The sequence below is a fragment of the Pedobacter sp. NJ-S-72 genome, from assembly GCF_053890575.1.
In genome coordinates this window covers 1,198,922-1,223,803 of record NZ_CM132681.1, presented here as the reverse complement: position 1 = coordinate 1,223,803, position 24,882 = coordinate 1,198,922, and the positions used below count along the sequence as shown (strand labels likewise).

Genomic DNA, 24,882 nt, shown 5'->3' with positions numbered 1-24,882 from the left:
CCTTTTTTCTGTAAAAATCTTCTACACGGGTACCCGTTTCTGGCTGTTTCAGCGCAAAGGCTATTTCAACTGCGTTATATTCATTAAATAGATAACCAACGTAATACCAATATATAGTTGAGACTTATAAATGATTTTGATATTTTTATAAATGGAAAATTTTAAAACGATCAATAAACATGGTAGTGTTTTCTTACCAATTTATATGAACCTGAAGATAATAAACTCTTGCTTGAAGTAAAAAAATCAACGACATCTGACTTTGAAGTTAACGTGCAAATAAGTGATAAACAACTATCTGGTTGCAAGGAAATCACCATAGACGAAACTGGAACATTTTTTACAATCCTGTTTAATGACTATGTTTCATACCATGTAATAAATGAAAGTTACGCTAATTCAAATCCCAAAGATGAATACGTTTCTGGTGATTATGGGACTTTTTGTATTTTCGAAAAGTCTAGCTATATGGATTTCATCTTGAAGGAAACATTTACGAACGACATCTATCCAACAGAATTAAAGCATTACGGACTTTTTGCTGCAAATCATATAGTCCATATCATTTCCCTACATGAACCGAAAATTGAATTGAAGAATCAATAACTTATGGCTGGTTCACTTCTCAGTCGAATCTGCTGATGCCGTTATCTTTTCTTACTATTTTCTAAATTCATTAATCTGCGCAGATACATGCGTAGTAACTATGCTTCTTTGTCATTAGGTATTATTACTGGCAAATACAAAATTGAAAAATGCAAACTAGATTCAAAATGGAAAAACAAACCTTAAATAGTGATGTCTCAGAAGATGATTTGGCTAAAATATTTGAGTCTTTAGATGCTATGAATACGAAACTCAATCAAACAGCAGTTGATATTTTCACGAATGAAACTAACCGCAAATTACTTTCTAAACCAAGTCATTTTACCTTTTCTATTGTGCATAGAGCGATAGAATTAAATAAGGGCTTCAGGACTCTTGCCGAAGCAAACAATTGGCTAACTGCCATTAACTTGCTCAGGCTCCAGGCAGATAATTGTATGAGGTTATTTGCTTTATCGCTAGTTCAAGATAGGTTAGACTTTTATAATCGTGTCCAAGACGGAGAACATATCCGAAATATTAAGGATGCAGAGGGTAATAAAATGACAGATCAATATTTGTCTACAAAATTGAATGAGCTATATCCGGGGTTTAGAATATTGTATGAAAATACGAGCGGTCTAATTCATTTCTCCAATGAGCACATGAAAATAAATACAGACAGGATTGACCACGGCGATGAATTTATGATGTATATAAGATTGGCAGAAACGACGGAGTTTCCCATCGGCAAGAAGGTAGATTATGCTTTCAACATGTTTATAGTGAGTAAGGAATTGCAAGGCCTTCTAAATGGTTACAAACTACATATGATAGATTTGATGAAACAATTTGATAACGAATAATATATTTAAAAATGAATTACCTAAAAAAACATATTGAATCCCTGTTTATCGAATGCACAAACCTGAATGCAAACTTGCTGGTTCTTGACAGCTTTGTGTCTTCAAAAGGTCAACAGTTGCAGGAGAATTTTTCTTTCCCAAATTATGAACTGATTGGCATGATGACCACTTACAGGGATTTATCGCAATTAGAAGGTGGGGCTAATCTTTACGACACCAACGTTGGATATTCACTAACTACTAACTACCGATAACCTATCAATTGAAACTACTAGACTGTTGAGCTATATCGCCTGCCTTACAACAACCCAGGTGTTCGAAGTTTTTGAATCTTTCCTAAAAAATATACTGTCTGAGCTTGTTGCCCAGAATCCAAATCTCAATCAGGTTTTGAAACTGCCAAATACATACACTACTTTTCAGGAAGTAAGAAAGGGAATCTCATACATTCAAGGCTCTGGCAATAAAGGGTTCATTAAAGCTTTAAGAAAAATTTCTCCATTTTTCAAACAACATGAATCAAATAATATCTGGAGTAAAAATATGAGCCACTGGTTCGATCTGATTGCTAAAATACGAAACCTGGTCGTTCATTCAAGATTAGTTGTAAATCCAGAATTTGAGGATTACATAAACGAAGCACATAGAAAGACATTATTTACTCAGCATTTTACCATTTCACAAAGCGGAAATACAAAGAAGATTGAATTAATCCCATATCAGGCTCACGCGATTACTCATTATCTCTTTTTGAGTATGCACATCTGATATATAAAAGCCTATCTAATGATTTCAATATTGAATTAGACTTTAATTTTAAAGCTGTATCAATTTGAAATAACTATTTGTGTTCTTCCATTTTTGAATCTTGCTTTTTAGTTGCAAATGCCCGTTCAGGCTGATGAGTTAATTCATTCTGTACTTCATCTTTTTCCGTTTTCAAATTCGCCATAATATCCACCCTTCTTTTGAAAACTTCCTTTTCAGGAATTTCACGTTTACCAATTGCGTCCAGTATCTTAATTTTTTCGTCAATGATTTCCAGAGTAATATATTTTTCAAAAGTGAGTACGTCCATTTCAGAATTATCAGCTCGTGTAAACCTCCGGTAAACAGGTTTTGGCAAGGAATCTTTGTATGCTTTCCATTTACTAAAAGCAGATGAGTATATATCTTTGAATCTCTCCAGGGTTTTGGTATCAACATACCTATGCATTTCATGTGTAAACCCTTGACGATATTCTGTTTTAAAGTATAAGAAGCGTACCTAACACACGAATGAAGAGCTCCTTAAAACTATGGTTTAGGCTCTGTTCTTCATCTTCTATAGGGTTCGGGAGCTGTTTCTTTAGGAAATTGGTACACTCTTTTGCTGTTATGCTTAAATCAACAAATGAATTGCAATCAGGATTATGAATAAACTGATTTCTAATCTCCATAAATTTGATCATACAGGTATAATCCTCTGGTTTTAAATCATCAATATCTGAAAGCAAATCGATCTTACTTTTAAAAGAAAGACTACTTGATTTATTATCCAGAGTTTTTGAAGATGGCTTAATAGTCCTTAATAGCATCTTCAACGCTCCTGATGCAGCTTCTTCGCATCTAATTGAACAGATTAAGATAGTACTCCGTAAATCTTTATTATAATCCTTTGCCATAATGTTGCACTTCAATTGGAGACTAACTTACAGAATAATCAAGTCATTAAAAATGTCTTTTTCATTTTAGCTACAAAGCTTTTTCACGGTGAACTCCACCAAATTATTTTTTAGCCGTTTTTTCCGTTCAGCACGATTTAATCCTGGATAATGATCTTTGGTTTGACCGAAAAGACGTTTATAAGTGTCAAACTTGTTTACCGTGGTACCCTTGTAGTTTTTCTCTATGTAATGCTCGAATATCCCTTTACAATGCAAATAAATGTATTTCTGTCGATTTCCATTTTCAACAAGCCGTCCAAGAGCCTTATCCCAGCTTTGTTCAGTTAAAAGGCTATCATAAAATTCGCCAAAATCCAACATTAGATCACCAGTTCCAATTTTTTCTCTCGGCCCAATATATCCCCAGTAAGGAGCGGGAATACCAATATCGATCATTTCCCAAATACTACTACCCCAGCATGTCGCTAGTGTTATGATTAGTTGATTTTTAGTCTTAACGTTTATTAGCCTACAATAATCTTGTAGTTCCTTCCAGAGAACATGATCGCCATTTTTTTAAACCAAGACCATGTTCTGATCCGTGGTTCAAAAATGCAAAATTGGCAGCAGATCATCATTAAGAACATTGTTGCAAATGGTATTCAATACCTCAATTAAGTCATTTTTAGAAGTCGGGTTATAAAAATACTTACCATGCCCATTCTGATCGCAACGTCTGGCAATAATGTCATCATACAACATCGTTCCCGTCTGGTTTTCATCATCTGGTAACGATTGAATAACCACTATACCATTGTATTTTAGCCTAAAGGCTGGAGCGTCCTCTTTCATAATCATTTATACTTAAATTCATAATATTTTTTTTTAGCGTAGTCTCCCGTTCACACTTTTAAAAACTTAAGACACGAAAGAACAATAGTTTGAACTGCAAAAACCCTTGTCTGCATCTAAGTGGGTTCCTTTTGAAGTTCAATTCCTGCTTTTTCCGCTTTAACAATCAAGTAATTTACAAAAGCACTACAGGATACCAACATAAATCTGGCGTCTTCGAGTTCACAGGTTGTAGCATCAGCATCAGTCATCGCATGGCGAATTCCCCCCTCATCACTGGTATAACCATAAATCTTTTTGAAACCCTGTTCCAAAGACTGGTGGATATTAATTTTTTTCCCTTGATTTTATCCAGAGAGGCCGCAAGTGTATCTTTTGGCCTGCCGGAAATTAATTTCCCTAATCCTTCAATTGCCGAGATAGACTCTTTTATTGAATTGCGATAATCAGGCTCTTTTCGGTCAGACATCAATTCAAGTGCTCGCTTAAGGTGGCTTTGTACGCTATGGAGATTATTTGTTTTTCCGACAGCATCTTCAATTGACTGAATTTCTTGTTCAGAGGTAATTTCGGTTATTACCCTATCTACGAATCGATAAGCGGAAAGAAAATTTTCTAAGCCGGAATTCACGAATTCACAAAAGCGTTTATTGATATCATTATCTAAACCTTCATAATCCTTCTTATATCGGTTAGGTACAAATTCAATAAAATCATAGACTTCATTCCAATCCGATTTAAGAAAGTCATTTTTAATTTTCAAAATCAGACTATCAGTTCTATATGGAATTTCGTCTAAGCGCTCATGGTAATACCATACCCAAATTTGTGTAAAAACAACATGAAGTGGTTTATCCCTATCAACGTAATCCGGGACATTCTTAAAATAAAATAAATGTAGCGCATTCCATAAATAGTTCCTAAGACCTAAATCCATGCTGTTTTTTTTTTGAATAACTGACCTGACAGGCTTTAGTCCCATCCGTTCTGAGAAAGAGTTCATAAAATAGAATTTGAATAAAGATATTACACTATGGAATATTTTTTGCTTTTCCGAGGTGATTTTTAAAAATTAAGAGCAATGTATTTCTCCCTACTAGAGTAATACATTGTATGATCGGAATAATGATTTTTACCTCATTCTTTTTAGCATAGCTATCCTTAAAGTTACCAGCCAAATCCACATTAATTTCTCTCACTGCTGGTGAGAGATTTGTCTTACCAATCATCACCCTTTCATAAAAGCCAGTGCTTAACTGCCTCTCTAATTCGCGTTTACCATATTCCTCCTGAATGCACAGTCTTTATTAGTAACAAATAGTGTTGACCAAAAACACATATAATGCAGCTAAAATCCTGAATATCATATTAACATAAAAGGACATCAGTTAACGATTCACAGGTCTACAAAAGCTTGCCATTATAAGGGAAAAATATGTTAGTAGCACATCAATTTAAGACATAGATTTTAATAAAAAAAACTTAAATTTAATTATAACATTTGCAGCTACAAAAAAGAAACAAGACTGGTGAATGATTCGGTGAGTCGCCAATCCTTAACACCTTACGGTGAAACTTTAACGGGTGTAATGAAAGAATTGCGCACTTGGGGAACCAAGCACCGAAAAAACTGTTTGGGAAGTAGTTTACAGAAAAATGTTAATCCTGCTGCCATTTAGCAGCGGGAATGCTGTCGCTTCCAAGTGTTATCCGCTCTCCTATTTTCGGAGAGGTCAAGACATATTAAGTTCCTTTGCATGTTTAAGAACGAACGTTCAATCGGTTCCGTCCAGACATGTAATGAAAGAGAAAAACCTTCCCAATAAATGGGCACCATCAACCGTAAACATCAAATTATTATAGTTAATTATCTATATTCCAACTATGGAGTCTAATTTATCACTAATAGTATTAATTTTAACCATTGCAATAGCTGCTATACCTTCATTTACTGTTGTCGTGATTAAAAATCGAGGTGTGCGCTTTAAAAATATAACTCATTGGGGATGGGTGACCTTACAGTTATGCGTGGTACTCATTTTAGTACAGTATATACAATATAGAGACAATAAAAAAAATGAATATATAAGAGACGCAACTTATAATAGAAAACTTGATAAAATGAGTAAGCAAAATGAAAAATTCTTACTTCAAAATAATGAATCAATTGTAAATGGTTATACAGACGCTCTAGAAAAGTACCATCTTAAGTATGATGCGGACAATAAGAGGGTAATATTAGATTCATCAAAAATCATCAATAATAACATCTCAAAAATGCCTGAATTCGATGTTTCTCTCATAACATTAGATAGCGTTGTTAACAAATCAGATTATTACTTTTCAATTTCTTACACAAGCAAAGAGGCATCTACTTATAATATTAATATAAAACTTCAAGTAGCGGATATGATTAATGGGAAATACTATAAAGTGAACGCACCAGAATATCTATATGGTAAGAACGGCGCTATGGGGATGGGGACTATGTCAACAAAACAAATAATTTTGTCTGAAACAGCAGAACCAGTAGACAATTTTGCTTTCCATTTTAAAGGAACTTATTCTGATTACGATGGCAAATTGAGAGAATTCGACCGTGTGTTTGCTTATGGTATTAAGGAAAAAGTGTTTGGAACATTATTTTCCACGACTGATGAGCTTGCTAAAGCTTACTTTAAGAGGGTAGAAAGTAATTATTAAAACCTTCCTTTCTAGGGATTAGCTCAGAATTCAGTATGTGTTTTTAATGCATATTTTTTTTTTTTTTTAAACAAGGCTCTCTCTCCCCGCATTCAAATAATCTATTCCCTTATCTTCAAAAAGTTGTTCCAGTGCTTCAACACCAGCTTCAATCTTATAATCCCTTTCCTGCTTCGTTATCGGAATAAACCAATAGCAGCCTATTCCCTTTCCGTGAACTTCAAAAACTGCCAGATCTTCCCCATCCAAATAAGGCCATGAAATAAATCCATGATCACATTTCGAATTATCTAGCCAAGGCTGTCCGATATTAACAGTATGATCCAGGCCGAGTGGGGACTTATTTCTATGATACGATGCGCAAACTGTTAAAAGTTCAACCAGCTGCATATCTGCTTTTGGAGCATAAACAAAAAGCTCAATTAGATTATCATCAGATCTATCTACAGACATGCCAACTGTACAATAACAGAACATTGTCTGTTTATCAGTAGGTGGAAATTCCAAAACAATGAAATCACTGTGTAATTTATCAGTTGGTCCTTTAGTAAGTTTTAAAGGTTTACCTGGCAAACCAAAATAGGTTTGATAGTGTAAAGTCAATTCCTCAATATAGGTTTTGGCTTCAGATTTATGCATAGTGATTATTGAAAGATTAAGGGAAATATAAGAACGTTAATTTGCTCTTGATGGTGCTAGAAAAATAACAAAGGAATCCTTCGAATCAGGATATTACTTACTCCTCAACAACTCCACCTTTTCCTGTTCACTCTTCAATAACCTCTCATAAAAGCGCCTCATTCTTATCCAACACAATCTTCAACTGATCCAATGTCTCAACCCATTTCTCAATCGGGTTAATAGCACAATCAGTATAGCCAATGTTATTTCCTACAGCCAATGCAGCAGGATTTGCACCCTCAAAATTATTCTGAATATTACAGATTGCCGTCTCCTCATCAAAATTCCTAATCGCCTCTTCTGGAACCTTTAACACTTTCGCTATTTCAGACAAAACATCATCCTCTATCTTTTCCTTACTCTCCAAAACAGAAATCCTTTTCTGGCCACTCCCCTCCCAATTCAAACGCAAGTCCCTCCTGCTTAATGCCCATCATTTCCCGGAACCTTTTAACATTTCGGCCCTCATGGACCTTATTTGGACGATTTGTAGTACTACTCATGTTGTTTAAGATTAGAAACCAAATGTAATACAATCCTTCTACAGATTGGTTAAATAAAGAAACGAAAAACCCTGATAATTTCCCCTATCCGTATAATTTATTCAAAACCATCATAGTATAGACGCCAAAATAGCCTTCACTTTGACTAAACAAAATTACAAAAATGGAAAATACATTTCAACAATCGCAGATACACGCAGACCTGTCTCCCATTATTAATTTTATTGCTGATTCAGTAAGACCAGAGAAAATCTTCTGCATATCCCACCAAACCGATCCACAGGGAGTAAACAACGTCCATCTCCTTGTCATCATCCCGGAAGACATCAAGCGAACCTTCCCAAACCTCGAAAAACTGCTCCAATCCCATCCATTAACCAACAACTACGAATAAACTATACCCTATTCAAAGGCTATCACTTCGACACCATGATCAAAGAAGGCCACCTTTTTTACACCATTGCCAGTACGCCAAACAACCAGATCTACGACAACGGCACCTATGCCCTTCCAGAAATCGACCAAACCATCCTGTTACAAAAACGCCAGACAGCAATCATAGACTTCACTACCCAAATCCAACAGGCAAATATCTCATACACCCTTGCAGAAACCCACAAAACAAACAATCCAAACTTAGCCGCCTTTCTACTCCATCAAACTGTAGAACTCACCTTCCGCGCAATAATGAATTCTCTAACCGGATACGCAAACACAAGCCATAAAATCAGCGAAATCCTCAAACACTCAAACCGCTTGACTAACAAACTATCCCAAATCCTTGACAGCGGAGAACAAGACCAGCACCTGTTAAACCTCCTCGACGCAGCTTACCTATCCTGCCGAAGAAACGAACCCTGCACCATCACCCAAACCGACCTATCCACCCTTTTCTATAAAATCAAACTCCTCATCCATCAAACCAGACAAACCTTCACAGACACCTTATCAACATACGATTCCCTTCACATAACCACCCCAGACCATGCTTAAGAACCAAATTCAACAAACCAGAAACGCATCAATTCCCTATACCTTATATCTCGACAAAGAAACCTACACACTAAACCCCGCCGAACTCCTCGACCCATCCGCAAAAAAGAAAAGACACACCCTTTGCTACATCTACCACGTCCAGTCTTTCACCAACCAAACCCTCATCATAAACTCCAACCACGAAGAAGGCACATTGATCCAAACCTTCACCATCAACGAAGACAACCTCCAAATAACCTGTGACTGCGGTTTTCAAGTAAAAGACCTCTGCATCCACGTCGTAGAAGTATTAATCCGGATCATCCATAACAAAGGAGCCGACTACTTCAAGCAATTCAAAAACTTCCCTTACAACTGTACCCCGGAACAAGCCGAGTACTTCGACTTCAAATGCGATTACTACGGAGTCAAAGCATCCTCAAAACCCGGATACGGACTCATCTATCACAAAAACAATCCAGAAACCATTCAAACCCTTGTCCCATCCTCAAAACTTCAAAACGCTTTACCCTTAATCACAGAAGCAGACACTGTAACCGGATACGCCTTAGCAGGAATCAGCAAAGGCCCGGGCATTCCGTTCCTGGTCCCTTACCAGGCCATCCTTAAAAAAGAAAAGAACGAAATCAAATCATTCATATCCTTCACACAACAAACTACCACACAATCAGGATTAACCGCAGACCAGCGGTTAATCCATTCCTATTGCGAAGACTTCAACAAACTCTTAACCTTAGACCACACATTTACCACCAGAACAGGCGATAACTATCATTCTCCAATAGAAATACAACAAAGACATACCGCTTTCAATTACTGGAAACAGTTAGTCCCTATTCTGAAACAACAACCCCATATCCATTTCTACTGGTTCTATAAAAGCATAGACTTTACCACCCGTCCCAAGAGATTAAGGATGCACAAAATCAGCCTGTCTGACACACCCGTAACCTTTAAACTCATCCTTACCGAACATCCTGGACACTACTCATTATCCTGCATAGCCAGTCTTAACGACCAGGAAGAAGAAATTGAAGGCTTACGCCCTAACGCAACCCCTTTCTTCTTTACCCTGAAACGCGATAGCGCCATGTATTATCAATTCTCATCCTTACAAGAAGCAGAAGTCATTAAAGGATTTGAACGTTCCAAATTCAAGCTTACCGTCTTTAAAAAAGACTTCGCAGATTTCAACAGTAAAATACTCAGCGAATTAGCGCTAAACTTCCCAGTAACCTATCAACTGGACAAAAGTCCGAAGACTCGCCAACTCAACATCATCACTAAAAACAAGTCCTTGTCGAAGAAAATAACGGTATTGTTTCCTTTACCCCACAAATCCTATACGATTGCAACATCTCAGTTTCCCCTTTCTCTAACGGGACCACCACACTCGACAATCAGGATAAAAATTATCAGATCTTAAAAAGGAATAAACAAGAAGAAGACAACTTCAAACAAACCTTTATCAGCTTACACCCATCATTTGAACAACAAGCCCATAACCAAACCTTCTACCTTTCCAGAAGTACCTTATTACAAGCTAACTGGCTAAGCAGTGCGATCTTCTCCCTGAGTAAGATTAAAACATCCTTCACAGGATTAGAAAACCTCTACTGGTTAAATGATCTTTTCACGGCACCCACTATTGAAATCCATGTAAATGCAGCTCGGGACTGGTTTGACATTACCGTCGATGTTGCCTTTGGCGATATCACCCTGAGTCCTGCAGAAATCAAAAAGGCTTTAAAAAGTAAATCCACCGATGTGAAACTTTCTAACGGTTCTATCGGACATTTACCAAATGATTTCTTTAGCCAATTAACCGCTGTATTTGGCAACGGCGAGTTAACCAGCAAAGGCGTTAAAATCAGTAATATCCACTATACCTTAATCGACCAGTTACATGATAAAAAAGTTCAGCCAGAAATCATAGAACAGCTGACAAACAGAGATAACATCTTCAGGCAGATAGAGAAAACACCTTTAATTAAAGTACCAGAACATATAAAAGCAAGCATCCGTCCATATCAAATGATCGGTTTTAGCTGGATGTGCCATCTTCACGCTTTAAAGTGGGGAGGCTTACTAGCCGACGATATGGGCTTAGGAAAAACTCTTCAAGTTCTGATGCTCTTACAACACCTTAAAAACGAAGGATTAGCTAAAGCTCCACATCTGCTGATCGCTCCTACTTCCCTCTTATTCAACTGGAACGAAGAAGCAGAAAAGTTTTGCCCTCAGCTAAAGATCTTAACCTATCACGGCTTTGAAAGAGAAAAAGACAGCAACGAACTGCTGAAGTATGATCTGATCGTTACCTCTTACGGAATCACGATGATAGATGTTGAATTCTTAACTACCATACCCTTTGAATACATCATTTTAGATGAAGCGCAAGCCATTAAAAACCCTGCATCACAAAGGTTTAAAGCAGTTAACCTATTACAAGCCAATAACCGGTTAGCCTTAACAGGTACTCCGGTAGAGAACAGCTCTACTGACCTGTATGCTTTAATGAGTTTCGTTAACCCCGGTTTCTTCGGATCACAGAAACAGTTCAAAGATAACCTTGATCAGAATTCCTTAGCCAGGATGACCCACCCTTTCATCTTAAGAAGAACCAAACAACAAGTAGCCCCCGACCTGCCTCTTAAAACAGAAATGGTGATCTGGTGTGAAATGGGAACTAAACAGCGTCATATGTATGACCAGTGCAGAAAACAATACAAAGATGATCTGGTTAAAAAGATCGACAGCGAAGGCTTTGCACAATCAACACTTTATGTCCTTGACGGATTGATGAAGCTAAGACAGATCTGCAATTCTCCTGCTTTACTAAAAAAAGAGAAACCTTATGACAATGATTCCTGTAAGATAGATAGATGAGCTGATGTCCATATCACAGAAAAGACTGCAAATCATAAAATACTTGTATTTTCTCAGTTTACGGGAATGCTCACCCTGATTGCAGCTGAGTTAAAACTAAAACATATTGACTTTTCCTATCTGGATGGCAAAACGCCAATCAAACTTAGAAACAAGGCCGTAGAAGATTTCCAGCAGAATGAAAATACCAGAGTATTTTTAATCAGTTTAAAGGCCGGAGGCACGGGATTGAATTTAACGGCAGCTGATTATGTATATCTGATTGATCCGTGGTGGAATCCAGCTGCTGAGGCACAAGCAATTGATCGTTGCCATAGAATTGGCCAGGATAAACCAGTAATCGCTTACAGGATGATTTGTAAAGATACACTGGAAGAAAAGATCCTGGATATTCAGCAAACGAAAAAGACTTTGGCGGGGAAACTGATTCCTACGGATGACGGGGTATTGAAGTCACTGAGTAAGGAAGATATCTTGAATTTATTTGGGTAAAAAGATGAGTGATAAATCTAGTAGATATAAAGAATAACCAATCTTAAATAGACCACCACATAAAGTCTGCATTTAGGAAAAAGTATTCTGCCCGTTCTCGCTTAAGTTATGATTTATTTTCCGTTCTAAGTTTGTTTCCCCAGGTTTCAAGTTGTTTGATAATTGGCTCTAACTCGTAACCTATTCTGGTTAGTTCGTACTCTACCCTTGGCGGGACTTCTGCATAAACAGATCGTTTTATGATTTTATTTTCCTCTAATTTCCGGAGTTGAAGACTCAATGTGCGATCAGTAACATTTGGTAATAATTTTTTTAATTCTCCAAATCTAAGTTTTCCGTTCACTAACCATGAACAGATAACCAAAGTCCATTGCCCGCCAATAATGTTGGCAGCATATACTTCTCCACACTCCTCAGTCAAGGCCTTCTTGTTAGCGAAGTTGGTTGAGGTTTCTTTAATCCCGGACATCCCTACTATTTATTATAAATTAACAGCTAATATACCAAATTAAGTTTAGCATTAGAGCATAATAAATGGGATGTTTATAATCTTTGGATTCAAATTCATTAGTTCTCAATAACGAAAGCTGTTAACTCCACCATCTTGCCATCGCGAAATCGCCAGATATCGCAATATGAATAATCAACAACAGTCCCATTTCCGTTTTTCATACTAATTTTGCCAACTGCCGTTACAAACTCATCTTCAGCTATAAATTTTTCTACGATAAATTTTGGTGGTTCCTTATAAGCGGTTGCCATATATTGGCGAACTTGCTCTTTTCCCCAAAGAGTCTGTTCGCCTACGAATGTCCATTTTGTATCGTCGGTACAAAAAGATAAAAACTCCTCATAATTACCTTTAATAATAGCCATATTAGCTTTTTCCAAAATTGCTTTATTATCCATCTGATCTATAATTTTTCGTTTTACTGTATCCTCCAATAGAGTGGTAAATCTTTTGCTGATATTGAGTGTTTTTACATACAAAAATACTGGGTATGCTTGTCGCACATTTCCCAGTGCTGGCCGGACACCCACTGTAGCTCCAACTGACATTACAACTGATAATGTTAATTTATTTATGTAGTTAGTTTGATTAAAATGTCCATTTTTCATAACAAAGATTATAACATTAAAGATTAAAACCATACAAATCTACATGGAGTAATTTGAATGGTTTGTATCTGCGTATAAATGTTATATACTATCAAAAATGTAAGTATAGTGACAAGAGAATTACTGACCAGATATTACGATTTAAATCATTCTCCCGTGCAACTTAGCTTCGCAACTTTGATTTCACAATATCTCTTAACCTACTCTTATAAAAAACACAATAAAACATTAGCAATATTTGCTTATATTTTAATAATTTATTGATAGAATTATGAACAAACTTCTCCTCCTTATTCCCTTGTTTATCTTTGCAGTTTCTGAACAGTATGATGGACCCCATTCTTGTCCTAAGAATGGGGTCCATCATAATATTGCAGAACAGCGCTATACATCTTATGGAGAAAGTGAAGTTAAGGCACTCGCCATAAGTGGTAAAACAGCAAAAGCAACGCTCTATGGTGAAGCAAAATTAAACCTAAATGTGTCTGACGAAATTAAAGTTACTGCCTATGGCGAGGCCAAAGTAGGATATAAAGGAAATCCGCAAATCAGAAAGGGTCTGAGTATTGGAGGTGTTAAAATATATAAAATTGATTAATAGACAAAAAAAGCTCAACAGCATTATCATTTTTCGCTGTACTTTCAATAAAAGTGTCTTCACCTGGGTAGGGAAACCTACCCGCTTATTTAAAATTTACTCGGTTAGTAGTGATATTTTTTACTTACCAGGCGGATAAACGATATCAAAAAAACATTGATTATGGTCAATATTATAGGAGCATTTCATAGAATCCATCGGTATCATTGCACATTGAATAACTGATAGCTTTATAAATCAAGTCGTCGGGAGCTTTTTTTTTAACGAACCATTAAGTATGAAAATTGTATTCTTTGCCTTAATACTCAGCATTTCTATATCCAGATCATTTGCATCTACGGATGATCGTATCATCTACGAACAACAAACCGGCAACTTGAAGTTAGCTGTAAATGCTAAGGGGAAAATCGTTAAACTGGAAGACATCTCCCGAAATATAAATTATGCTTCATCAAAGGAGAATAGTAGTTTGATAAGCTGTTATTTGTATAGTGCAGATCACACGGCTATGGTTCCCCTTACTGCAAGGGTCAATAAAAAGACAAAAGCGTCTGCCATTATAGAATTGCTGTATACAAACAACATCAAGATATCAGTAGAAATAGTGACTAAGGATGCCTATTTTCAGATGAGACTAATTGATGTCAATCCTGTAAAGCAAATAAGTCATATTTGTTGGGGACCCTATTACACATCTATGCAAGGCAGAATAGGCGGATGGCTGGGGCTCAACCGTAGTGAGGACTTTACAATAGGTATGATGGGACTTGAGCCAAATACAGATGGGCTTTCTTCATGTCCGATATTGCTGCTTATACAAACAACGGGTCTTCCCTCAAGTTATTCTCTTTTGACCATACACGTGGAAGATTTGTCGCGCCTCAAAATGATCCAAACTCTTCCTTGCGAAAAGCGGTACCAATACCGGGATTAACAGTGGCAGGTTCATCAATAGCGCTGTTTGCTTCTAAATCAGGGAAAGACAATGAACTGAATGCGATTGAGAAAATTGAGCTGGGAGCGCATTTACCTCACCCGATGTTTAACGGGGAATGGATTAAACGTTCAAAGGAAGGACAGAAGTTTTGTCTGTGGGCAAATTATGATGAAAACAACTTCACAGATTATTTGCAATTGGCAAAAGATATGGGCGCCCGGATTTTATGTCGTCATGGAGGTTATTCCAGTAATTGGGGTCACTTTGATCTCGATAGAAAAGTTTATCCTGGTGGAAATCCTGCTTTGTTAAGAGACAGTAAAAGGGCCAAAGAGGCGGGTGTGGCCACTACATTATATACGTTGACCACATTCCTGACGGAAATGACGGAAAGGGAGCCGTACCTTGCCCCTATTCCTGATGATCGTCTGCAGACATGGGCTGCCGAAGCCTCGATCAGTAAAGACATAAACCAGACAGATAAAAACATATTTCTGAAAAACTCAAAGCTTTTGGTGGAAACATTGAAAAAAGCTAACTCCAAAGTAATACGGGTTGACAATGAAATAATCGAGTTTGAAAAGTTTGAGGTAAACAATAATGAAATTCTGGCTCAGGGTTGTACCAGAGGAGCCTTCATGACTACTGTTGCCGACCATAAAACCGGAGCTTCAGCCAAATTGATGTATGTATCTGGTTATCACAATTTTTATCCGGGAACAATCGGGATGAGCAATGAAGTCGCTGATCGGCTGGCCAAGATAGTAATAGAAACAGATCAGGATAATTTTGTGATAGATGGGTTTGAAAGCTGCCTGGAAGCAGGATATGGATGTTACACTGGTAATGTGTTTATGCAGAACTTCTATAAGAAGTGTCAGGAAAACAAGAAGGAAACCTTAGTTACCAGTTCAAATTTCTCTCAATACACCTGGCACAATATGTCGCATGAAAGCTGGGGAGAAAATGACTCGGAAAGAGGCTTTAGAGGATCAATGCTTGACTATCGCATATCAAGACAGGGACTTTTACAGGAAAATTTAATGCCGAATAAATTAGGGCAATATCATCCGGGAAAAGCCTCAGTCGAGGATCTGGAATGGGTGATGGCCCTGGCTACAGGCTGGAATTCTGGTGTTGACTTTACATTGGACATCAATCAATTCAAGAAAAACCCACATAGCAAAGAAATTGTAGACAAATTACGTTTATGGACAGATGCCAGAAGTATGAATGCTTTTACTGAAGCGCAAAAAATGGCATTAAGACAAACTGATGTTCAATATAAATTGAGCCGGAAAGCAGATGGCTCCTGGGATTTAGCCTTTGATAAGTTCTGGCAATATGACAAGCTGAAATTATTGCCTGCCTCTGCCATAAAAGCCAAAGTAGTAAATAGCGGTAATGAATCCGTTAAGCCTCGCAGTATTGACTGGTTTTGGACTCATAATCCAGGCATCTATGATGAAGTTCTGATATCTGATGATCTAATCCACAAAGGTGGAGTCACGCCTACTTCATGGACTATCAATTATAATGAGAACGACAAGTACCAGGATGAAAAAAGATATTTACAATTTGTTTTACGTCTCCCGAAAGATGCACCATGTGGAATAAAGAACATTAAAATATCAGCGAACGGGGAAGAACTTGAAATTCCTGTTTTACTTAACCCGGGCGAATACATAGCTATTCCCCATCTTAATTCGGTGGCGAGTGTGTACAATTCACAACATAAAGTGATCAGAGAAAAGACGTTCCGAAAATATCTTCCTACCCTGAAAAAAGGTTCAACGAATAAAATATCAGTTTCCTGTGACCCTGTTGATACTAAACAGAACATTACGGCCATATTGAATATAACATCTCAGAACGGATTCTTTTATCAGCAATAAGTGTTACAGAGATATCAAAGAAATATTTGCCATTAATAAATATAGTTAACGGTGGGAGGAGGAACTAAAAATCCCTTTGGGAATTATAAGATGGAGATAATTAAGAACATTTATAAGTTAGTAGGAATTGTCAGGCATATAGACCTGCTGAGGCTGGAAGAGGGAGCCAAACAATATTTATCCCAGCTTAATATTAGTTTTGAAATCATTACTGCCAGATCAGCAGCATTAAAAGTTAAAACCCGTCAGTGGAAATGCACTCCAGGTAATTGCGCCGACATCCCAAAACTTATTGCACTCACCAAAGATCTTTTCGAAAGATTTACCATAGACATCCCAGTAACTGTTCATCCTATTGTCTACACACCTGCTGTGGTAGATGACGTTAAACCAGAATGGATAAGCGATAAAATGCTAAATATGGGCATTACACTGAAAGATATTCACAAAGCCACGGGCATTGATAAGCTGAATTTATCATCATGGATTAATGGTACGCAGCCACTGGAACAGGATACCAAGGCCATGTTCTTCTACTATTTTGAATGCATTAATCAACGAAAAACTCAGGACTCAACACCCAAGCAGTTCACTCAGCCTTGTTATAATTGATTTAGCTTTTAGGATTGAGATTTGGATGGTATGGTTAAATTGTTAAATTTGAATTAACCAAATATATCCCGATGCCTAAACCCTCTGCAGACTTGACCAGCCTGATCTGTGATATAGCTTTATACGATAGTGAAAATGCATATGAAAAGCTTTTCAAGATAATAATACACTGTTTTATAATAGCTAACAAATATTAACAAAGTTCTTTTCGAAGCTATTAAATCATTAGTTAATGATTCACGTAAACGTGTGTACCAAAACATTAATCGTGAACTTATAGCAACCTACTGGAAAATTGGCGAAGAGATTGCAAATGCAGAGCATCAAAATAAGATTGACAGCCAAACCTCAAGGCAAATTATTCCTTAACATTTCAGATGCAGGGCAATTGAATACCTATCTTAATTACTATAAAGCAGAAATTAATGATGAAAATGACAAGTAAGCGAATTGACCACACCGACCCCAGGGTCCTGAACTGCATTAAAACCATAGATACATTATTTTCAGACGAGAAAATCAGTATTTCCAAATTGTCGGAGACTTCCTTTTTATCCAAAGACAGGCTAGCTCATTTATTTAAAGCCCAAATGGGCATTTCCATACATCAGTACATCCTTTGGAAAAAAATCTCCTTAGCTGTTCTAAAATCAAGAACCGGACACTCTTTAACCACCTGCGCCCACTTTGCGGGTTTTGCCGATTCCGCCCATTTTAATAAAGCATTCTATAAAATGTTTGGGCTTAAGCCTTCTTTCGTACTCAAAAGTTAGCCGTTTTATACAAGTTTTAAACCTGTTCTTTGCGGAATTTTGTGTTCTACCCTAAAGCAAAGGACATGAGCACAAAAAGAATATACACCAGCCCTGGCATTCAACTTTCTGACCCGGTTTTATGACCTTACCATTAAAATCACCATGCCAGAAAACAAGTTCAGAACCAGGCTGATCGATCAACTCGCCCCCAAAAGCGGAGAGACCATACTGGAATTTGGCTACGGAACCGCACAAAACCTCATCAAAATCCACCAGCAAAACCCCAATGTTAAACTCAGCGGAACATTCTCAATAGGCGACTGGGAAAAAGCCAAATCTATACGCATGCGGCTAGCCTTTTACCTGGTGCAAATTGTTGATGGCTTTAAAACGACTGCAGATAACCTAAACGGGCTCCTGCCATCCTACATGAGTTCGGCAGGTTTTAAAAATGTAACTGAAACTGGTTTCATCAATACCAAACTTGGGAGCTACTGTTATTACCAAGCCGAAAAATAAACCATCAAGCAGCCCAAACTAAATTTTAAAAAAATGAAAACCTGTATTCACAGACCTGTGTTATTCATCTTTAATCAGGGAAAGGTCTAAACTCATCGCTAATTTAATTTACTGAAGCACAGATTCTAATTGCTTTTCATCCGCCATTTTAATAATTTCGAACACCTATCACCTAACACTCCGTAACGTTAGTTATAGGTGGGTTTAATCTAACACCAATTATGTTCATTTTACCCCTGTGGTTAGCAAAAAATGCTTCGAATATGCCCAGTTCTTTATCTATTAATTAAGTTAGTAGAATAGATTTTCAATTTGTAATCTAAAAAGATACAGAACGAAAATAATTATCATCGTGACCAAATATGATTTAGCATGTTTAAAATTCTGCAGCAAAGCAACTGTGAAACAGAAATAGTGACTGACAGCGTGGAAACCGTATTAGGAAAAACAGTACGAACATTAGCAATATTTGCTTATATTTCAATAATTTATTGATAGAATTATGAACAAACTTCTCTTCCTTATCCCCCTGTTTATCTTTGCTCTTTCTGAAAAGACTGCAGCTCAAAAAAATGTTCCTGTTGAATCTTTTGATAAAGTAATCGTAAGTCCGCATGTACAAGTGACTTTTACAAAAGGAGACAAGGAAGCTGTAACCATTCAGAACTGTACAATCGGCCGGGACAAGGTGCATATAGAATCAAAAGATAAAACATTACGTGTTTACCTGGAAGGTGAAAAAGATTTCCCGGCAAATAAAAAAGTGTACGAATCTGGCCGTCAGGTTAAAAAATCTCTATATACAGGAACTGTACTGACTGTGGTCATAACCTATAAGGATTTAGAAGAGCTTTCCATCAGAGGAGAAGAAACAATCTTGCTGAAAAGCAAACTGGATCAGGAAAATTTCATCTTAACTGTTTATGGAGAATCCAAGGTTTATTTTGATGAGGTTCAGCTAAAAAAGCTAAGAGCTACTATATACGGAGAAAGCTATGTAGAATTTAAAGCAGGAGATATTGCAGAACAGCGCTATACATCTTATGGAGAAAGTGAAGTTAAGGCACTCGCTATAAGTGGTAAAACAGCAAAAGCAACGCTCTATGGTGAAGCAAAATTAAACCTAAATGTGTCTGACGAAATTAAAGTTACTGCCTATGGCGAGGCCAAAGTGGGATACAAAGGAAATCCACAAATCAGAAAGGGTCTGAGTATTGGAGGTGTTAAAATATATAAAATTGATTAATAGACAAAAAAACTCATTGAGTGCAGCGAAAAGATTTTTTGATTGAAGCCTCTCCAAAAGGTATCAGTGAGTATAGCGGGCTAATCCCTTTTGAGCTAATGGCCGATGGTAACAATTATTGTAATATCCTGATAAATTTACAGGCTGTGGGGTGTTCACTCTTCATGGCCGGGCGTTGTAAGCCAGTGAATTTTTGAACCCTAAAATTAGCTTTTGACACTGATAGTGTTGAGATCATGACGGTAATGTTTTATTGGTGCCCCAATCAGGTATCCACAAGTTGTCTAATGAATGTTAATACTATAGAACATCGCAAACTCCACTTTTTGACAGTCTGAATATCAGGGAGGAGGTCAAAGAGATGTTATACGTGCAATATGAATCCTGAACCTCTGACGCTTTCCAAACGTATCAGATGATCTTTTTCAAGTAATTTACGAAGCCTTCCTATATAAACGTCAAGGCTGCGACCGCTAAAGAAGTCAGCACTATCCCACAATAGCTCCAATATCTCTTGTCGAGGGACGATGCGCCCGGGCTGTTTGGCTAAGAGTTCAAGGATACCGGATTCCTTTTTGGTCAATAGTCGGGATCCTGAGTCAGACATTAATTTTAGTTGCGAGGGTTCAAATTTAAAGCATCCAATGTTAAGCACTTCGATAGGCTGAGTTGTCAGCGTACTACGTCTAAGAATGTTCTGCACGCGGAGAATTAGTTCGTCGGCATCAAATGGCTTGGTAATGTAATCGTCTGCACCAAGTCCCAATCCCTTAAGTACATCTTCTTTTTGTTGTCTTGCGGTTAGAAAAAGGAAAGGCAGTCCCGGATAAAGTTTTTTTAAAGCAACAGCAAGAGAAAAGCCATCTTCCTTTGGTAGCATTACATCAAGTATGGCAATATCGAATTGCTTTGCTGACAATTTTATCAGAGCGATGGCGCCGTCCAAGGCGAGCTCAACATCATGGCCCTGCACTACTAAATATTTGCTTAGTAGCTGTGCAAGGTCAACATCATCTTCAACAAGAAGTATTCGTGTCTTTGTCATTTGGTAAAATAAGATTAAAAATACTGCCACCTTTACTGCTTCGCTCATAGGTAAGTCTCCCGTTTAACTGGTGGGCCTGAATTCGGCTGAGGTACAAGCCTAATCCCAATCCTTTGATCTGATCACTATCTGACCGGGGAACCCTAAAAAACTTTTGAAACAGATAACCTTGGTATTTCTTTTCTATGCCGCCCCCCTGATCCTCAAGGCTTATTATAATTTTCCGGTCCGAGACCTGAATGTTCAAGGTTATAACGGAGCTGTCTGGCGTATATTTCACTGCGTTATCTAACAAATTAGATAAGATAGCGGTTAGCACATCGGCATCGGTACAGATAAGGCCATCCACTTTACCCGCAAGTAACAGTTCTCGCCCTGCCGCGGAGGCGACCAATACCAAGTCATCGAATATCTTTTTAAACATGAATTGCCTTAATTTAAGGGTACCTATAGGCCTATCCAAAGCACTGGTAAGTACATTATCCATCAACCGCTGTATTTTGCCATGCTGCCTGTCAAGTTGCCCTAGCAGTTCCTCGAACCAAACTTCGTCCAGTTTCGCATCTGGAGTTCGCAACGATTTCACGACTAAACCTGCTGCACTAAGTGGTGTTTTCAGTTCGTGGGTCATATTATTCGCAAAATCCGTTGTCACCTCTGCAATTCTTTTTTGGCGCAGCAAAGCTGAAAAGATGAGAAAAAAGATAAAGACTAATGCCACCATAAGCGCTATACCTCCAGCTAACGTAGTCAGCATACGTTTCAATACCACCTGTTGCCAGTTCGAAGCGCTAATGCTGGGTTTATTCCAAACTGCCAGTCGATAAAATTTCTTTGACTGATGGAGCCCCGCGGCCTCTACCTCAAAACTCATCTCCTGTTTACCTTCACTGATTAGAAAATTGCCTTGCCCATTACCAGCAAGCAAAAAAGGTTTTGATCCAGGTTTAAGCAAAGTATCTGTTTGTCCATCCCGGTAAAGTACTACTTTGGTATACTCAAAATTGAAGCCGACATCGTGGAGCACGCTGTCCTTTAGCAAAGCCTGGTTTATTAAATTTGCATAGCTACTTGTAACAATACTTAACCGGGACTGAAAACCAGCTAAATCTGGTGTTATATCATGATTTGTTTGATACCTAAGCAAATCCACCAGTGCCTTCATGCCCATGTGATTAAGCGAATCTGAGAGTAATTGGCTTTTGACTTGCAACCGTTGACCAACTTGCTGAAAATAAACGGATTGTTCCAATCTATAGGTGTTTCTGACCAAGCGGTACTGGATCAGGCAGAGCACACTTAGCACCAGCACACATACAAAGATCAGTAAAGTGATTTTTTTTGAAAACCGCATCGTTAAAGGTAAACAGAGCAAAGTTAATTAAGTTAATATTCGGGAATTTTAACCTTCATTTAACCTCCCTTTAGCTTTCTTTTGGCTGTAACTAGCCAAGACATTCCCTTCATTTGCAATATCATTATTAAACAATAAAGACATGAAGATCTATATAATTACCCTTTACCTGTTTTTTTTTTGCTCATCGGAGATAGTACTTTAGCGCAGACAGATAAAGTATCCAGCTATTATAACGCTATGAAAGCTTATGACAGCAAGCATTATGCAGATGCAGCAAAGATGTTTGATGCGACCAATAATAATAGTTTAAGTGCCAATAAACTGTATTCGGGGGCATGTATCTATGCCCTGAATAATGAACCTGATAAAGCGCTTAGCTTACTGCTTTTTTTGTCGGATAAACAATATTATTCCAATTATGACCATATTCAGTCAGATCCTGATCTTTCCAGCATCCACAAGGACTCCAGATGGGCGCTACTCCTTGAAAAAGTAAAGCAGAATTACGCAACCTTACCACAGCGAAAATTAGAAACCATTTATAGCGAACTCAACAACGCTAAACAGATTCTGGAAAAGGATAATGGTAAGTTATGGGGCTTTAAGATATGGAACAATCGCATCTTAGTACTGGATTATGATAATACCATCTATTCCATTAATGCCTTTCCAGGGAGCAAGACAGACAATGGTATACTCTTTTACGCCCATATTCCGGCCAACACCTTTGCATTTGTGAATATGGTCCAGTCTTACCAGGGTAAAGATTACGCGGTAGTGCTGTCCAATTATCTATCTGATAGATCGACAACGATCATCCATGAATTATTTCATTTGGTGCAGTTGGAAAACATGAAGTTAAATGGTGATGCTATAAAGTATCTGGATAGCTATGATGCCAGAGAGTTGCTCCGGCTGGAGTACCGGGCTTTGAGAAATACACTAAGCGCGATAAATGACAAAAGCTCCAAGCTAAAGACAGTTTCTTTCTTAGAAAACGCACTCTTGTTCAGAAAATTACGTCAGCAAAAACACAAAGAGTTCCTACAAGGCGAGCTGGAGATCGAAACGTTGGAGGGGCTGGCCAATTACACGGGTTTTGCTTTGTCTACTTCGAAAAACAAGTACGAATCTGCAATAGAGGAAATATACAGTAGGGAAAATGCAGAGACTTACACAAGACCCTTTCCATATGCTACGGGCGTTGCATACGGCCTCATCTACGACTATCTTGGCCTGCCATGGAAACAAGGCCTTAAAAAAATATACAACTTTTTAGCGGTCTATGAGAATAAACGTATCATAGATACCTGCAATAAGGCTGTTACAACAGCAAAGGCGAGAAATAACTTTGATGAGATCCACGGTCAGGAAGGTGTCAGGCGTGCTAAAAACGACAACCTCCTTGCTTATTACCGCGACCTGTTGCAGATATAAACCAACTCTAAAAGTGGTGCTTAGCGATAAGAATTATGGACGTACTTTTAACATGAATGGAACGATTGAATTGCCCGGCTTAGGTACTGTTTATTCCAGCATAAAGGGAAGAGATAAATCGGGTCAAAACTTTGGTAGCTTTACTACCATTGAAAGTAAAGCCTATTTAGGAAATGCCGGGATTGTAATGATGAACGACTTTAAAACATTGATCTTTCCAATACCATTTAAGGCAGAGGGTAATAAAATAATTGGGGAAACTTACGAAATCGAGCTCAACGATGGATGGGGTATCGAAAAAACGGATGAAAAGGGTAACTATTTAATCACCTGTAGGAAGTAGTTAAATCATATGCACCGATTCACATAACTATGATGAGTGCTTTTAATGCTTATCAGGATAGCTTACAAGCCAAGGTTTACCTGCACATCATCAGCTTATTGAAGCTGATCTAATAATTTCTGCTGAGAATATGATGATGCTGTTCCCACAACTACGAGGTAAGTTTTTTTTTTGATGCTTTAGTAAAAGCATAATCCGTAAACTGTCCTAAAGCATAACGGATATCGGTTCAAAGGCTACAAATATAAAATCACAGTTGTGTGATTTATAATTTAGCTCTAATTTTAAAAAGGAAAACGAATATAATTATGACCATCCTCTAATTCTGAACACTTATAATCAATCATTTATCACTTAAAAAAAAATCATGAAACATTTATTTATCGCAATAATTTGCACAGTAATCGGGTTCAGCGCTTCAGCGAGCGATTTAACTCTAAAAAAGAATAGTCCTTTAGTAAATGAGGTAGAAATAAAAATAATTTCAAAAGAGAGCAAAAATGAAGTAACAATACCAACTACAAAAAACACCAGTGAAACAGGTTTTTTTCGTATTTCAAGAAGCTTTCTTTTTGAAGATGCATGTGGTGAGATGTGGATTATTTATGTATCGGGACCTAATAATGTATCACGTTCAATAATGTATGTACGTGACGTCGCTCGAAATGCTTTTGCCCATGGTTCGGGTAGCAACGGATGCTTTAATGGTCTATAGTGATCATTTATAGAGCAGTTAGGAAAATTAAAATTTAGTATTGAATACAAGAGAGGGTGGTTTTCTTTTTTCAAAGTACCTCGGGAATTGT

At 37.6% G+C, this 24,882-nt stretch carries 35 protein-coding genes; 21 read left to right on the top strand and 14 right to left on the bottom strand.

The window, feature by feature from the left end; all coding sequences use genetic code 11:
* The first annotated feature begins 228 nt into the window (after window positions 1-228).
* The 4 genes from ACWYN3_RS08090 (at window position 229) to ACWYN3_RS08075 (ending at window position 2,219) form a co-directional block, all read left to right on the top strand.
* Window positions 229-606, top strand: coding sequence for a hypothetical protein (locus ACWYN3_RS08090; RefSeq protein ID WP_456220686.1), 378 nt, complete (start codon window positions 229-231; stop codon window positions 604-606).
* A gap of 167 nt (window positions 607-773) precedes the next feature.
* A complete protein-coding gene (locus tag ACWYN3_RS08085) occupies window positions 774-1,451 on the top strand; it encodes a hypothetical protein (RefSeq protein WP_456220685.1) in 678 nt (225 codons plus the stop codon).
* Between the two features lie 11 nt (window positions 1,452-1,462).
* Entirely contained in the window at window positions 1,463-1,705 is a 243-nt protein-coding gene (locus tag ACWYN3_RS08080; protein WP_456220684.1) for a hypothetical protein, read from the top strand.
* Between the two features lie 136 nt (window positions 1,706-1,841).
* Window positions 1,842-2,219 carry a hypothetical protein gene (locus ACWYN3_RS08075; protein ID WP_456220683.1) on the top strand — a complete coding sequence of 126 codons (378 nt, stop codon included), beginning with the start codon at window positions 1,842-1,844 and terminating at the stop codon, window positions 2,217-2,219.
* 73 nt (window positions 2,220-2,292) lie between these two features.
* Here the strand turns inward: ACWYN3_RS08075 and ACWYN3_RS08070 are convergent, their stop codons facing one another.
* The 7 genes from ACWYN3_RS08070 to ACWYN3_RS08040 form a co-directional block, all read right to left on the bottom strand.
* Window positions 2,293-2,667, bottom strand: a complete 375-nt coding sequence (locus tag ACWYN3_RS08070) for a hypothetical protein (protein WP_456220682.1) — start codon at window positions 2,665-2,667, stop codon at window positions 2,293-2,295.
* A gap of 31 nt (window positions 2,668-2,698) precedes the next feature.
* Window positions 2,699-3,115, bottom strand: a complete 417-nt coding sequence (locus ACWYN3_RS08065) for a hypothetical protein (RefSeq protein WP_456220681.1) — start codon at window positions 3,113-3,115, stop codon at window positions 2,699-2,701.
* Between the two features lie 66 nt (window positions 3,116-3,181).
* On the bottom strand, window positions 3,182-3,553 hold the full coding sequence (locus ACWYN3_RS08060) for a hypothetical protein (RefSeq protein ID WP_456220680.1): 372 nt from the start codon (window positions 3,551-3,553) through the stop codon (window positions 3,182-3,184).
* A gap of 150 nt (window positions 3,554-3,703) precedes the next feature.
* Window positions 3,704-3,949, bottom strand: a complete 246-nt coding sequence (locus tag ACWYN3_RS08055) for a hypothetical protein (RefSeq protein WP_456220679.1) — start codon at window positions 3,947-3,949, stop codon at window positions 3,704-3,706.
* A 116-nt stretch (window positions 3,950-4,065) separates the two neighbouring features.
* Window positions 4,066-4,200, bottom strand: coding sequence for a hypothetical protein (locus ACWYN3_RS08050; protein WP_456220678.1), 135 nt, complete (start codon window positions 4,198-4,200; stop codon window positions 4,066-4,068).
* On the bottom strand, window positions 4,197-4,952 hold the full coding sequence (locus tag ACWYN3_RS08045) for an AbiJ-NTD4 domain-containing protein (RefSeq protein WP_456220677.1): 756 nt from the start codon (window positions 4,950-4,952) through the stop codon (window positions 4,197-4,199). The genes ACWYN3_RS08050 and ACWYN3_RS08045 overlap by 4 nt, the downstream gene beginning before the upstream one ends.
* Before the next feature lie 28 nt (window positions 4,953-4,980).
* Window positions 4,981-5,178, bottom strand: a complete 198-nt coding sequence (locus ACWYN3_RS08040; RefSeq protein ID WP_456220676.1) for a hypothetical protein — start codon at window positions 5,176-5,178, stop codon at window positions 4,981-4,983.
* 655 nt (window positions 5,179-5,833) lie between these two features.
* Between ACWYN3_RS08040 and ACWYN3_RS08035 the strand changes: the two genes are divergently transcribed.
* Window positions 5,834-6,652 carry a hypothetical protein gene (locus ACWYN3_RS08035; protein WP_456220675.1) on the top strand — a complete coding sequence of 273 codons (819 nt, stop codon included), beginning with the start codon at window positions 5,834-5,836 and terminating at the stop codon, window positions 6,650-6,652.
* Window positions 6,653-6,718: 66 nt separating this feature from the next.
* Here the strand turns inward: ACWYN3_RS08035 and ACWYN3_RS08030 are convergent, their stop codons facing one another.
* Both ACWYN3_RS08030 and ACWYN3_RS08025 read right to left on the bottom strand, forming a co-directional pair.
* The gene (locus tag ACWYN3_RS08030; protein WP_456220674.1) at window positions 6,719-7,291 is read right to left on the bottom strand and encodes a suppressor of fused domain protein; all 573 of its coding nucleotides are present in this window, start codon (window positions 7,289-7,291) and stop codon (window positions 6,719-6,721) included.
* A 145-nt stretch (window positions 7,292-7,436) separates the two neighbouring features.
* On the bottom strand, window positions 7,437-7,745 hold the full coding sequence (locus ACWYN3_RS08025) for a hypothetical protein (protein WP_456220673.1): 309 nt from the start codon (window positions 7,743-7,745) through the stop codon (window positions 7,437-7,439).
* Between the two features lie 254 nt (window positions 7,746-7,999).
* Between ACWYN3_RS08025 and ACWYN3_RS08020 the strand changes: the two genes are divergently transcribed.
* Window positions 8,000-8,230: a hypothetical protein gene (locus tag ACWYN3_RS08020; RefSeq protein WP_456220672.1), complete on the top strand. Its 231-nt coding sequence runs from the start codon at window positions 8,000-8,002 to the stop codon at window positions 8,228-8,230.
* A gap of 35 nt (window positions 8,231-8,265) precedes the next feature.
* A complete protein-coding gene (locus ACWYN3_RS08015) occupies window positions 8,266-8,829 on the top strand; it encodes a hypothetical protein (protein WP_456220671.1) in 564 nt (187 codons plus the stop codon).
* Between the two features lie 70 nt (window positions 8,830-8,899).
* On the opposite strand, the gene ACWYN3_RS08010 is transcribed toward ACWYN3_RS08015, so the two are convergent.
* Window positions 8,900-9,034, bottom strand: coding sequence for a hypothetical protein (locus ACWYN3_RS08010; RefSeq protein WP_456220670.1), 135 nt, complete (start codon window positions 9,032-9,034; stop codon window positions 8,900-8,902).
* Here ACWYN3_RS08010 and ACWYN3_RS08005 point away from each other — a divergent pair.
* The 3 genes from ACWYN3_RS08005 (at window position 9,026) to ACWYN3_RS07995 (ending at window position 12,213) form a co-directional block, all read left to right on the top strand.
* Window positions 9,026-10,258 carry a hypothetical protein gene (locus ACWYN3_RS08005; RefSeq protein ID WP_456220669.1) on the top strand — a complete coding sequence of 411 codons (1,233 nt, stop codon included), beginning with the start codon at window positions 9,026-9,028 and terminating at the stop codon, window positions 10,256-10,258. The genes ACWYN3_RS08010 and ACWYN3_RS08005 overlap by 9 nt on opposite strands.
* Window positions 10,259-10,599: 341 nt before the next feature.
* Window positions 10,600-11,721, top strand: coding sequence for a DEAD/DEAH box helicase (locus ACWYN3_RS08000; protein WP_456220668.1), 1,122 nt, complete (start codon window positions 10,600-10,602; stop codon window positions 11,719-11,721).
* A 12-nt stretch (window positions 11,722-11,733) separates the two neighbouring features.
* Entirely contained in the window at window positions 11,734-12,213 is a 480-nt protein-coding gene (locus tag ACWYN3_RS07995; protein ID WP_456222929.1) for a DEAD/DEAH box helicase, read from the top strand.
* Between the two features lie 106 nt (window positions 12,214-12,319).
* Here the strand turns inward: ACWYN3_RS07995 and ACWYN3_RS07990 are convergent, their stop codons facing one another.
* Together ACWYN3_RS07990 and ACWYN3_RS07985 are read right to left on the bottom strand one after the other, a co-directional pair.
* A complete protein-coding gene (locus tag ACWYN3_RS07990; RefSeq protein WP_456220667.1) occupies window positions 12,320-12,682 on the bottom strand; it encodes a winged helix-turn-helix transcriptional regulator in 363 nt (120 codons plus the stop codon).
* Between the two features lie 98 nt (window positions 12,683-12,780).
* Window positions 12,781-13,332: a nuclear transport factor 2 family protein gene (locus tag ACWYN3_RS07985; protein ID WP_456220666.1), complete on the bottom strand. Its 552-nt coding sequence runs from the start codon at window positions 13,330-13,332 to the stop codon at window positions 12,781-12,783.
* Between the two features lie 271 nt (window positions 13,333-13,603).
* On the opposite strand from ACWYN3_RS07985, the gene ACWYN3_RS07980 reads away from it, so the two are divergent.
* From ACWYN3_RS07980 to ACWYN3_RS07945, 8 genes are all read left to right on the top strand, one after another.
* Window positions 13,604-13,930: a GIN domain-containing protein gene (locus tag ACWYN3_RS07980; RefSeq protein WP_456220665.1), complete on the top strand. Its 327-nt coding sequence runs from the start codon at window positions 13,604-13,606 to the stop codon at window positions 13,928-13,930.
* A gap of 277 nt (window positions 13,931-14,207) precedes the next feature.
* Complete coding sequence (locus tag ACWYN3_RS07975; protein WP_456220664.1) at window positions 14,208-14,864, top strand: hypothetical protein; 657 nt, start codon at window positions 14,208-14,210, stop codon at window positions 14,862-14,864.
* A gap of 2 nt (window positions 14,865-14,866) precedes the next feature.
* Window positions 14,867-16,762 (top strand): hypothetical protein, encoded by a 1,896-nt coding sequence (locus ACWYN3_RS07970; RefSeq protein ID WP_456220663.1) that lies wholly within the window; start codon window positions 14,867-14,869, stop codon window positions 16,760-16,762.
* A gap of 90 nt (window positions 16,763-16,852) precedes the next feature.
* On the top strand, window positions 16,853-17,374 hold the full coding sequence (locus tag ACWYN3_RS07965) for a hypothetical protein (RefSeq protein WP_456220662.1): 522 nt from the start codon (window positions 16,853-16,855) through the stop codon (window positions 17,372-17,374).
* Window positions 17,375-17,566: 192 nt separating this feature from the next.
* Window positions 17,567-17,743, top strand: a complete 177-nt coding sequence (locus ACWYN3_RS07960; RefSeq protein WP_456222928.1) for a DUF1016 N-terminal domain-containing protein — start codon at window positions 17,567-17,569, stop codon at window positions 17,741-17,743.
* A gap of 56 nt (window positions 17,744-17,799) precedes the next feature.
* Complete coding sequence (locus tag ACWYN3_RS07955; protein ID WP_456220661.1) at window positions 17,800-18,147, top strand: helix-turn-helix domain-containing protein; 348 nt, start codon at window positions 17,800-17,802, stop codon at window positions 18,145-18,147.
* Between the two features lie 144 nt (window positions 18,148-18,291).
* The gene (locus ACWYN3_RS07950) at window positions 18,292-18,648 is read left to right on the top strand and encodes a hypothetical protein (protein WP_456220660.1); all 357 of its coding nucleotides are present in this window, start codon (window positions 18,292-18,294) and stop codon (window positions 18,646-18,648) included.
* Between the two features lie 502 nt (window positions 18,649-19,150).
* Window positions 19,151-19,894, top strand: coding sequence for a head GIN domain-containing protein (locus tag ACWYN3_RS07945; RefSeq protein WP_456220659.1), 744 nt, complete (start codon window positions 19,151-19,153; stop codon window positions 19,892-19,894).
* A gap of 364 nt (window positions 19,895-20,258) precedes the next feature.
* Here ACWYN3_RS07945 and ACWYN3_RS07940 read toward each other — a convergent pair whose 3' ends face one another.
* Together ACWYN3_RS07940 and ACWYN3_RS07935 are read right to left on the bottom strand one after the other, a co-directional pair.
* Window positions 20,259-20,987, bottom strand: coding sequence for a response regulator transcription factor (locus ACWYN3_RS07940; RefSeq protein WP_456220658.1), 729 nt, complete (start codon window positions 20,985-20,987; stop codon window positions 20,259-20,261).
* A complete protein-coding gene (locus tag ACWYN3_RS07935) occupies window positions 20,911-22,191 on the bottom strand; it encodes a sensor histidine kinase (protein ID WP_456220657.1) in 1,281 nt (426 codons plus the stop codon). Before ACWYN3_RS07935 ends, ACWYN3_RS07940 begins: the two co-directional genes overlap by 77 nt.
* Before the next feature lie 282 nt (window positions 22,192-22,473).
* On the opposite strand from ACWYN3_RS07935, the gene ACWYN3_RS07930 reads away from it, so the two are divergent.
* The 3 genes from ACWYN3_RS07930 to ACWYN3_RS07920 all read left to right on the top strand — a co-directional run bounded on the left by ACWYN3_RS07930 (window position 22,474) and on the right by ACWYN3_RS07920 (window position 24,791).
* The gene (locus tag ACWYN3_RS07930) at window positions 22,474-23,733 is read left to right on the top strand and encodes a hypothetical protein (protein ID WP_456220656.1); all 1,260 of its coding nucleotides are present in this window, start codon (window positions 22,474-22,476) and stop codon (window positions 23,731-23,733) included.
* Window positions 23,734-23,749: 16 nt separating this feature from the next.
* Window positions 23,750-24,076 (top strand): hypothetical protein, encoded by a 327-nt coding sequence (locus ACWYN3_RS07925; RefSeq protein ID WP_456220655.1) that lies wholly within the window; start codon window positions 23,750-23,752, stop codon window positions 24,074-24,076.
* A 367-nt stretch (window positions 24,077-24,443) separates the two neighbouring features.
* Window positions 24,444-24,791 (top strand): hypothetical protein, encoded by a 348-nt coding sequence (locus ACWYN3_RS07920; protein WP_456220654.1) that lies wholly within the window; start codon window positions 24,444-24,446, stop codon window positions 24,789-24,791.
* The last annotated feature ends 91 nt before the right edge of the window (window positions 24,792-24,882 follow it).

What these genes read in the sequence shown, in the direction of transcription:
- ACWYN3_RS08085 (WP_456220685.1), top strand. Translation starts at nt 774, where the DNA reads ATGGAAAAACAAACCTTAAATAGTGATGTCTCAGAAGATGATTTGGCT.
- ACWYN3_RS08080 (WP_456220684.1), top strand. Translation starts at nt 1,463, where the DNA reads ATGAATTACCTAAAAAAACATATTGAATCCCTGTTTATCGAATGCACA.
- ACWYN3_RS08070 (WP_456220682.1), bottom strand. Translation starts at nt 2,667, where the DNA reads ATGCATAGGTATGTTGATACCAAAACCCTGGAGAGATTCAAAGATATA.
- ACWYN3_RS08065 (WP_456220681.1), bottom strand. Translation starts at nt 3,115, where the DNA reads ATGGCAAAGGATTATAATAAAGATTTACGGAGTACTATCTTAATCTGT.
- ACWYN3_RS08060 (WP_456220680.1), bottom strand. Translation starts at nt 3,553, where the DNA reads ATGATCGATATTGGTATTCCCGCTCCTTACTGGGGATATATTGGGCCG.
- ACWYN3_RS08055 (WP_456220679.1), bottom strand. Translation starts at nt 3,949, where the DNA reads ATGAAAGAGGACGCTCCAGCCTTTAGGCTAAAATACAATGGTATAGTG.
- ACWYN3_RS08050 (WP_456220678.1), bottom strand. Translation starts at nt 4,200, where the DNA reads ATGACTGATGCTGATGCTACAACCTGTGAACTCGAAGACGCCAGATTT.
- ACWYN3_RS08045 (WP_456220677.1), bottom strand. Translation starts at nt 4,952, where the DNA reads ATGAACTCTTTCTCAGAACGGATGGGACTAAAGCCTGTCAGGTCAGTT.
- ACWYN3_RS08040 (WP_456220676.1), bottom strand. Translation starts at nt 5,178, where the DNA reads ATGATTGGTAAGACAAATCTCTCACCAGCAGTGAGAGAAATTAATGTG.
- ACWYN3_RS08035 (WP_456220675.1), top strand. Translation starts at nt 5,834, where the DNA reads ATGGAGTCTAATTTATCACTAATAGTATTAATTTTAACCATTGCAATA.
- ACWYN3_RS08030 (WP_456220674.1), bottom strand. Translation starts at nt 7,291, where the DNA reads ATGCATAAATCTGAAGCCAAAACCTATATTGAGGAATTGACTTTACAC.
- ACWYN3_RS08020 (WP_456220672.1), top strand. Translation starts at nt 8,000, where the DNA reads ATGGAAAATACATTTCAACAATCGCAGATACACGCAGACCTGTCTCCC.
- ACWYN3_RS08015 (WP_456220671.1), top strand. Translation starts at nt 8,266, where the DNA reads ATGATCAAAGAAGGCCACCTTTTTTACACCATTGCCAGTACGCCAAAC.
- ACWYN3_RS07990 (WP_456220667.1), bottom strand. Translation starts at nt 12,682, where the DNA reads ATGTCCGGGATTAAAGAAACCTCAACCAACTTCGCTAACAAGAAGGCC.
- ACWYN3_RS07985 (WP_456220666.1), bottom strand. Translation starts at nt 13,332, where the DNA reads ATGAAAAATGGACATTTTAATCAAACTAACTACATAAATAAATTAACA.
- ACWYN3_RS07980 (WP_456220665.1), top strand. Translation starts at nt 13,604, where the DNA reads ATGAACAAACTTCTCCTCCTTATTCCCTTGTTTATCTTTGCAGTTTCT.
- ACWYN3_RS07975 (WP_456220664.1), top strand. Translation starts at nt 14,208, where the DNA reads ATGAAAATTGTATTCTTTGCCTTAATACTCAGCATTTCTATATCCAGA.
- ACWYN3_RS07965 (WP_456220662.1), top strand. Translation starts at nt 16,853, where the DNA reads ATGGAGATAATTAAGAACATTTATAAGTTAGTAGGAATTGTCAGGCAT.
- ACWYN3_RS07955 (WP_456220661.1), top strand. Translation starts at nt 17,800, where the DNA reads ATGATGAAAATGACAAGTAAGCGAATTGACCACACCGACCCCAGGGTC.
- ACWYN3_RS07950 (WP_456220660.1), top strand. Translation starts at nt 18,292, where the DNA reads ATGCCAGAAAACAAGTTCAGAACCAGGCTGATCGATCAACTCGCCCCC.
- ACWYN3_RS07945 (WP_456220659.1), top strand. Translation starts at nt 19,151, where the DNA reads ATGAACAAACTTCTCTTCCTTATCCCCCTGTTTATCTTTGCTCTTTCT.
- ACWYN3_RS07940 (WP_456220658.1), bottom strand. Translation starts at nt 20,987, where the DNA reads ATGAGCGAAGCAGTAAAGGTGGCAGTATTTTTAATCTTATTTTACCAA.
- ACWYN3_RS07920 (WP_456220654.1), top strand. Translation starts at nt 24,444, where the DNA reads ATGAAACATTTATTTATCGCAATAATTTGCACAGTAATCGGGTTCAGC.